Source organism: Mastigocoleus sp. MO_188.B34, assembly GCF_030065675.1.
Classification (GTDB): domain Bacteria; phylum Cyanobacteriota; class Cyanobacteriia; order Cyanobacteriales; family Nostocaceae; genus Mastigocoleus.
The window spans coordinates 1-9,238 of the sequence record NZ_JASJDK010000202.1 but is presented as its reverse complement, the minus strand read 5'-3'; the positions used below and the strand labels follow the sequence as shown (position 1 = coordinate 9,238).

Below are 9,238 nucleotides of genomic sequence, written 5' to 3'. Positions count from 1 at the left end.
ATTACTCATTGTCCCCCGCCTGCCGACTCAGCCTTGGCGCTCTGGGGTGAGCAACCAGCTTGTTTTAAGGTTTAATAAATCACCTCCTAGTTAAGCAATACCACTATGCGCATCGCAGCGCACCTAACGTCACCTTGTGGATCCGCTAACGCCGCAGACCCTAGCTATAACGTGACGTAGCCATACAGCGAGTAGATATTGACAACTGTAGCCCGTAAGGGAGCGGCGTTAGCCATAAACTGTTAAAAGCGTGCGCGGTCTAGCGGTTAGCGGCGAAAGACGCACCTACGTACGGTGTTCACGTAGTGCCTCCAAACGTGTAAGCGCGCCCTGCGTGACGTTAGTCAGAGGCTTTGCCGACGCCGCAGGCTAAGGGCGTACTGTAAGTATTGCGCATAAAATGTTACAACTCTGCTCTAATTACAAAATCATAGTCTCCTCCAGGTTCGAGTTGATAATCTTTTTGTTCTAAAAAACGACTTAAGGGTTCTTTAATTAACGCTCGCCCTTGGGATGGTTGTACTGATAATTCGCCTTGGCGAAAGTGCCATTTAAACTCCCATTGAAAGTCACCGGCTTTGACTTCGCCTTCAAGAAGCCCACTTTGCCAAGACTGGCGAAGAATTCTGACATAAGCAGTAGTTTCTGGTAGTCCTTTTCTACTCACAATGATTTATTTTGAGATTGAGTTTAAAACTGACTAGGATTTGTCAAAGCTTTAAGATAGACTATCTTCTCAGTTATGTTCTCTGTTATGGCGAAACTTTTTCAAAATTCTATGCTAAAAAATTCTATGCTAAAGTGCCATTAATAAAACGGAAATAAAAATGTAACACCCTAATGCTTATAGTTTTACTTTTAGTGTGGAATAATTGACATTTTCTCAAGATACATCAAATATATTTTACTTGCTATGTAATTTTGAACTAGGTGTAACTTATACTACCCGTCGGTGCAAACTCTAAACATCAACAAGGTACACAGCATCAATGCCATGCACCCACATAAATTACTTGATTTTTTTATGCCGGTTTTACTCGGTTTACACTCCCACGACCGGAAGCCGTGGGTTTTCTACTTTAAAAACTGCAATAGCTAACTAGCCATTTGAAAACAACTTCAGAATAACCCTCTCTCTTAAAGGCAGAGAGTGTTAGTGTTTTCAACGAAAGCGGATTTTAGATTTGCGAGCAATGCTAAATCCAAAATCCAAAATCTAAAACCCTCCTGAATAATTACCGATTAACTGCTGCTTGTTCCCGCGCAGCTGCGGCTTGATCTGGATGAATACCCAAGCGAGTGAGATTAATTCTACCTTTGTTATCAATTTCCCTCACTTTAACAATTACTTCATCGCCGATAGCAACTTCATCTTCAACCTTACCGACACGATAATCCGCCAATTGTGAAATGTGAATCATACCTTCTTTTCCAGGCAAAAATTCTACAAATGCACCAATTGGGATAATTCGAGTTACTCTACCAACGTAAACGTCGCCTTCATTCAATTTGCGAGTCATCCCTTGGATGATATTACGCGCCTTTTTGGCCTTGAGTTCATCTATTGCTGATATGGTAACTGTTCCATCATCTTCAATATCAATTTTGGCACCAGTTTCTTCTGTAATACCTTTAATTGTTTTACCTCCGGGACCAATTACCAGACCAATCATATCTGGTTCAATTTTAATGCTCAATAATCTGGGCGCATATGGTGACATTTCACTGCGCGGTTGATCTATTGTATCGAGCATTTTATCTAGAATATGCAACCTTGCAGCTTTTGCTTGATTAACTGCTTGAGCAATCACATCTAAGGACAATCCCGAAATTTTCATGTCCATTTGCAAGGCTGTAATTCCAGTATCAGTTCCAGCAACCTTGAAATCCATATCCCCTAAAAAGTCCTCAATTCCTTGAATATCTGTGAGAACTCGGACTTCATCACCTTCCTTGATTAAACCCATTGCTGCACCACTTACAGGTTTACTGATTGGTACACCTGCATCCATCAGCGATAGGGTTGAACCACAAACAGAACCCATTGATGTTGAGCCATTGGAAGATAAAACTTCCGAAACTATGCGAATCACATAAGGGAATTGTTTTCTTGATGGCAAAACAGGTAATATAGCCCTTTCAGCTAAAGCTCCATGACCAATTTCTCTTCGTCCTGGAGCGCGCAAGGGTTTAGTTTCACCAACGGAGAACGGAGGAAAGTTATAATGATGGATATAGTACTTTTCTTGATCGCTTTGCAAATCATCATTTAATGACTGTGCATCTCCTGGAGTACCTAAAGTACAGGCAGATAAAACCTGAGTTAGCCCTCGGTTAAATAGACCACTACCATGAACTCGCTTGGGTATTAAACCCACATTACAAGATACAGGACGAACTTCATCAAGTTTGCGTCCATCTACTCGCACATTATCTTCAACTATTTGACGACGCATTAACTTTTTGGTAATGCTTTTGAAAGTATTACCTAAAGCTTTAGCATTAGCTGTTGCGGCGACACGAATCGAATCTTCTTCCGGCAGTTCTTCGATTTCTAGCTTAATTTTTTCTTTGACTTCATCTAAAGCTGTATCGCGCTCGTTTTTACTAAATTCAAATTGAGACAAAATTTTCTTGATTTCGTCTGTAGAACGCTCGCTAATAAAGTCTTCGAGTGAAGAATCTACTTCTGGTGGATCTTCCCGTACCAGTTGTATACCCAATTCTGCAATTAAGTCTTCTTGGGCTCTAATCAAATCCTGTACTGCTTCGTAACCAAATTCTATCGCTTCGTTGATATCTTGTTCGGGTAATTGATTCGCACCAGCCTCGACCATGATTACACCATGGGGCGAACCTGCAACTACTAAATCTAGATCCCCAGAACTGATTTCGGAATGGGTAGGATTGATAATAAAATCATCTCCTACCAAACCAACCCTTACTGCTGCCATTGGTCCATTGAAAGGTATTTTTGCCATCAATGTCGCAATGGAAGCACCGGTTACTGCTATTACGTCAGGTGGTACCAGTTCATCTACTGATAATGTTACGGCAATAATTTGTAAGTCATCTCGCAACCAAGACGGAAACAAGGGACGCAACGGACGATCTATCAAACGACTTGTAAGAATTGCTCTTTCCGGTGGACGTCCTTCCCTTCGCAATAATCCACCTGGAATTCTGCCCGCAGCATATAATCTTTCTTCGTAATCTACGGTCAGAGGTAAAAAATCAATGCCTTCTCTGGCTTGCGATCGCGTCGCTGTAACTAATACTGCTGTCTCTCCAGACTGTATCAAAACTGACCCACCAGCCTGGGGAGCTAGTAAGCCAACTTTGAGTCGAATATCCCTTCCATCAAAGGATATTGACTTCTCAAATTCTTCCATTCAGTGTTTTTTCCTTCTATGCACGCTATTCTATTCTCTGTGGCAATCCTAACATTTCTATACTATTGCTGGTGTTGGTTGCACACAAAGACCGTTCATCTACTAATAAATCGCTGGAATCGCCGATGTATCATCAAAGTCTAGACTTTGCGCTCATCCTATGGCTAGCTCTACAGCGATAAGAAAGTTTACCCATACTCCTAGACTCCAGAAATCTCCACAGTCTAACAAAAGGTATATTAGTTTGAACGCACCTCAACCAAAATAATTTTATAGTTGGGTATTAATTTACCTCAATAAAGAGACCTTACCGGGAAAATTGGCGTCCTCAATGTTCCGTTGGAAATTTTGCCTACGAAAACCCCAGTAAAGAGAGACCAATGTTTGGGGAAATGCTTAGGTTGAAAATGCATAAACAGGCAAATAATATTAAACGTTACTTCTTAATATTTATTGCGCATAGCTAAACTATCTATATATTGATGCATAAACACCTATCACTAGCATTCATCAAAGGCTCAACTCTAATAGCAAATACAGAGCAAACACATAGTAGTAATGTATAAGTGCTCTTTTTTGGGTAGTGCCTTCAGATTTCTCAATCCTTTGCCACACCAAAAATATTGTCCCACTATAACATAAATTATTTACAAGACCTTAAGCTCGTTGCTCAATCGTTAGTGATTCCATCTAATATTGTTTGCACTCCTACTTAACAAACAAAAATTATAGATATTCACCGTATCCTATAATATGTTTAAAAATTAAATTTAATATAACTACTAAATTATTTAGCTCTTATTTGCTGTTAGTAACATCATTTTATATACAATATAGTTTTGATATGATAGTTCCGAAGTCCAAGTAATGCTGACATCAAAAGAAAAACAATTGTATTTGCTTATAGAATTAAGCAGTGTATTGCAAACATATCTCCTGTATATAGAATAAACCTGGTTTTTTTGATATTGGTGGAGCAAAGCCGATACTTAAGTACCACAGTTCGTCATTGTTCGCGTGGGAATGAGAAAAGTAAAATAATAGTAAACAAAAGATATACTGAGAATTTGTGTACTGAGTTTTTATGTCAAAAGATTTTTAAGTATCAGCACAAGCTCCACGGACTTATTCTCAAAATACTCTTGATATTATTGGGGAAATTTAATATTGCCCAAAAGTTAAGGAAAAAATGGACTATGTTAAAAAGGTTAGTTTTGAGAACATACTCTTTGTTTTTAGAGTTTTTTCAGCTTTAATTTCAGAGCTTTCAAAATACAAACTTTGAACTATTTCCAATAGGGATACAATAATTTATCGATTATCTACAGGTCTCTTAACCTTTCAACTTTCCCATTTTTCAGATTCAACCATGTATTGGTGACAGTAGGGCTGTTGGGTTTGGCGAGCAGAGAAATGAATCAGGGATTTATTCTAATTATTAAATTTTATATTAAAGCATAACCCACTAAATTCCTCACTTATGGTGAGTTTGAAAAGTTTTTTCCCTGTAATGGGGGATTAGGGAGCAAATTTATCTCTTAATTCAGTCACGCCAGACTATATAATTTTTAGATTTATATGTAATGTAATCTAATCTATTGTTGGATATGAAAATTTATGTCATTTTTTGCTGATGGTAAACGAAATTTTCAACTAAGTTATAATTTAGTTTCATAAATTTACTACACTTAATTTTTAACTATCAAGACTTTGAAATATCAAAAGTAAAAACATGAAAATAAAGATTAAAAATTAGACAAAATGATAAAAATAATCAAAAATAATTAACTACAAACCTAACGGTAAATCTCAACATAAAATTCACAAAATCAAGTAATATTTGCATCTAGGGATATAAGTTGGCAAATGACAATTCTACACGGCAATTGGATTTTAGAGAATCAAGAAAAATATTTCTTCATTTGGGGAGAAACTTGGCGGTTTTTGAATCCAATTTCTATCAATACGGTATCTAATGATGTGCCATTAAATCCTTTCGGAACGACATCAGAAGAACTGATAGATTTTTTAAGGACTCAGCAATTCAAAGTTCCTAGCTTAATATCAACAGCTGAGCAACATAGCAGTAGTAATGGGAAAAAACGCAAAGCAAATGATGATTTGAGTTTAAAATTGAAAAATAGTACTCAAATTATTGCTATACCAACAATTATTGAAAAAGCAAAAGTTTCTACAGAAAATATATCTGTTGCTCCCATTCATTCACTTCGTGTTGATGAATCTGAGGATGTTGATAGTTGTCAATACATCCAGCCTTGGCGCGTCGATGGAATTAGTCTCAATTCTACGCAAGCAATAGAATTTCTGAGTAATATACCTCTGGATTTAAATAGTACAAATAATGAGTTTATTGGTGGAGACTTACGCTTTTGGTCGCAAATTGCCCGTTGGAGTTTGGATTTAATTTCTCGTTGTAAATTTTTGCCAATTTTAGAGCGAGAATTAGACACTTCGGGAGTTGCAAAATGGCAGGTATTATTAGATAGTGCGATTGATAGCAGTCGTTTAGAAAATTTTGCTCGGTTAATGCCTGCTATTTGTCGGGTTTATCAGCAGGAATCGAAGAATATCAATGATGAAGAAGAGCTATCCACATCTGAAGCTGTTTCTGTTGGCTCCTCATTTTACCTAAATTTACCCCAGCAACCCCAAGAATTAATTTTAGATTTTCTTAATTATTTGGTGGATTCTCAGGTTCGTAAAATGGTTGGTACCATTGGAACTGGGGAAGCTCGCTTAATTTCATCTTTACCCTTTGCAGTTCGCCAATGGTTACAAGGATTAACTGGAGAATCAAATGTTCTTAAAGCCGATACCATTGCTGTTGAAAGACTTGATGCAGTATTAAAAGCTTGGACTTTACCTTTACAATATCAGCTTGCAGGCAAAAAACAGTTCCGTACTTGTTTTGAATTACGTTCCCCAGAATCCGGGAAAACAGATTGGACTTTAGTATATTTTTTGCAAGCAACGGATAATTCAGAATTTTTAGTTGATGCGGGTACTATTTGGAAGAACCCAGTTGAACGTTTAACTTATCAAGAACGTACTATAGAGCAACCCCAAGAAACTTTTTTGCAGGGTTTGGGTTTAGCTTCCCGTTTATATCCAGCGATCGCAGAAAGTTTGGATAGCGAATATCCCAGTAGTTGTACTCTCAGCCCCATGCAGGCTTACGAATTTATTAAGTCTGTTGTTTGGCGTTTTGAAGATAGTGGTTTAGGAGTGATCTTACCACCTTCCTTGGCTAATCGCGAAGGATGGGCAAATCGTTTAGGTTTAAAAGTCAAAGCTCAAACATCCCGGAAAAAACAAGCAGGTGTGGGTTTGCAGAGCCTACTAAACTTTAAATGGGAATTAGCGATCGGGGGACAAACTTTAAGTAAAACAGAATTCGATAATTTAGTAGCTTTAAATAGCCCCTTAGTAGAAATTAACGGAGAATGGGTAGAACTGCGACCTCAAGATATTAAAACTGCTCAATCTTTCTTTACCAGTCGTAAAGAACAAATGTCCTTATCCTTGGAAGATGCTTTACGCTTGAGTACAGGGGACACCCAAACAATTGAAAAACTACCGGTTGTTAGTTTTGATGCTTCTGGAGCTTTAAAAGAATTAGTTGGAACCCTTGCAGATAATCAATCTTTAAAACCTTTACCTACACCGAAGAAATTTCAAGGTACCTTAAGACCTTATCAAGAAAAAGGATTTTCTTGGTTAGCATTTTTAGAGCGTTGGGGTTTGGGTGCTTGTCTTGCTGATGATATGGGTTTGGGTAAAACCATTCAGTTGATTGCGTTTGCACTTCATCTCAAAGAAGAAAAAAGTTTAGAAAATCCCGTTCTACTTGTATGTCCCACATCGGTAATTGGTAATTGGGAACGGGAAGTAAAGAAGTTTGCTCCAGTTCTGAAAGTTTTGCAATATCATGGCGATAAACGCCCGAAGGGGAAGAAATTTCAAGAAGTAGTAAATAAATCAGATTTAGTGATTACTAGTTACTCCTTAGTTCATCGGGATTTAAAAGTATTAAAGGGAGTTAACTGGCAAGGAATTGTTTTAGATGAAGCGCAAAACATAAAAAATCCCGAAGCAAAACAATCACAAGCAATTCGTGACTTAGAAGCAACATTTAGGATTGCTTTAACAGGTACGCCAGTAGAAAATCGATTACAAGAATTGTGGTCTATCTTAGATTTTCTCAATCCGGGGTATTTAGGAAATCGACAGTTTTTCCAAAGGAGATTTGCCGTTCCCATAGAAAAGTATGGAGATGCTGATTCTTTAAATCAGTTACGTTCCTTAGTACAACCTTTTATTCTACGTCGTCTAAAAACTGATCGGGATATTATTCAAGACTTACCCGAGAAACAAGAAATAAATGTTTTTTGTAGTTTATCTCCCGAGCAAGGGCAACTATATCAAAAGACTGTAGAAGAATCACTCTCAGAAATTGAATCAGCCGAAGGTGTACAACGCCGAGGAATGATTTTAGGATTACTAGTCAAACTCAAACAAATCTGCAATCATCCCGCTCAGTATTTGAAAGCTAAAACATTAGCAAAACAAAGCTCTGGTAAACTCCAACGCTTAGAAGAAATGTTGGAAGAAGTCACATCTTCAGGCGAGCGCGCTTTAATATTTACCCAATTTGCTGAGTGGGGAAAACTACTCAAACCCCACTTAGAGAAAAACTTGGGACGAGAAATATTATTTTTATACGGTAGTACGACCAAGAAAAAACGTGAGGAAATGATTGATCGTTTCCAACACGATCCCCAAGGTCCACCAGTAATGATTCTTTCCTTAAAAGCTGGCGGTGTGGGATTAAATTTAACCAGAGCAAATCATGTGTTTCACTTTGACAGATGGTGGAATCCAGCGGTAGAAAATCAAGCCACAGACCGGGTATTTCGGATTGGTCAAACTCGTAATGTCCAAGTTCATAAATTTGTATGTACGGGTACCTTAGAAGAAAAAATTCATGACATGATTGAAAGCAAGAAACAATTAGCTGAACAAGTAGTCGGTACTGGTGAAGAATGGCTAACAGAATTAGATACAGATCAACTACGCGACTTACTATTACTCGATCGCAATGCAGTAATTGAAGAAGAATAGATTTTAAGTTAAAAGTCATTAGCGGATCCGTAAGGTAGCGGCTCCGTAGGTAGCGCAGCTATAGCTATAGCGTGTCCGTAGGACATAAGTCAAAAGTCAAAATTCAAAAGAGACAACGTTCATAGTGAGCAAAGATAATAATTAAGATTAGCGTAAGTCTCGGTCTGTAGCATACCAATTACCCATTACCAGTTACCAATAAAAAAATGACAGAAGGAACCTTACAAGCAAGTCGAGAATGGTGGTCACAACGGTGGCTAGAATTACTAGATTCTTATCGATTTAAAAAGCGGTTGGAAAGGGGTAGAATCTATGCACGTCAAGGAAATATTCTCAGTATTGAGTTTCAAGGTGCAAAAGTTATAGCTAAAGTCCAAGGTAGTGAAGCGCAACCATATACAGTTTCCCTTTATTTAGATTCCTTTACTGATGAGGAATGGGGTTATGTTATTGAAACAATGTCACAAAGGGCTATTATTCCTGCTAAACTTTTATCTGGCGAAATGCCACAAAATATAGAAGAAGTATTTACTGCTAACGGTTTATCTTTATTTCCCTTTACTCTTTCCAACGTTCATAGTAAGTGTACTTGTCCTGATAAAGCTAATCCTTGCAAACATATTGCTGCCGTTTATTATCAACTAGGCGATCGCTTCAGTGAAGACCCATTTGTTCTTTTTCAGTTACGGGGACGTAATAGAGAA

The 9,238-nt window shown here is 37.8% G+C and carries 4 protein-coding genes; 2 read left to right on the top strand and 2 right to left on the bottom strand.

Translation table 11 applies throughout. The features are described 5' to 3' along the window. Positions 1–403: 403 nt before the first annotated feature. On the bottom strand, positions 404–667 hold the full coding sequence (locus QNJ50_RS27615; protein WP_027845463.1) for a DUF3146 family protein: 264 nt from the start codon (positions 665–667) through the stop codon (positions 404–406). A 568-nt stretch (positions 668–1,235) separates the two neighbouring features. Then, positions 1,236–3,392 (bottom strand): polyribonucleotide nucleotidyltransferase, encoded by a 2,157-nt coding sequence (locus QNJ50_RS27610; protein ID WP_300642113.1) that lies wholly within the window; start codon positions 3,390–3,392, stop codon positions 1,236–1,238. A gap of 1,866 nt (positions 3,393–5,258) precedes the next feature. Between QNJ50_RS27610 and QNJ50_RS27605 the strand changes: the two genes are divergently transcribed. Further along, on the top strand, positions 5,259–8,534 hold the full coding sequence (locus QNJ50_RS27605) for a DEAD/DEAH box helicase (protein ID WP_300642110.1): 3,276 nt from the start codon (positions 5,259–5,261) through the stop codon (positions 8,532–8,534). Positions 8,535–8,740: 206 nt separating this feature from the next. Further along, positions 8,741–9,238 (top strand): SWIM zinc finger family protein (locus tag QNJ50_RS27600; protein ID WP_300642107.1); only part of this gene is annotated, 498 nt, incomplete at its 3' end.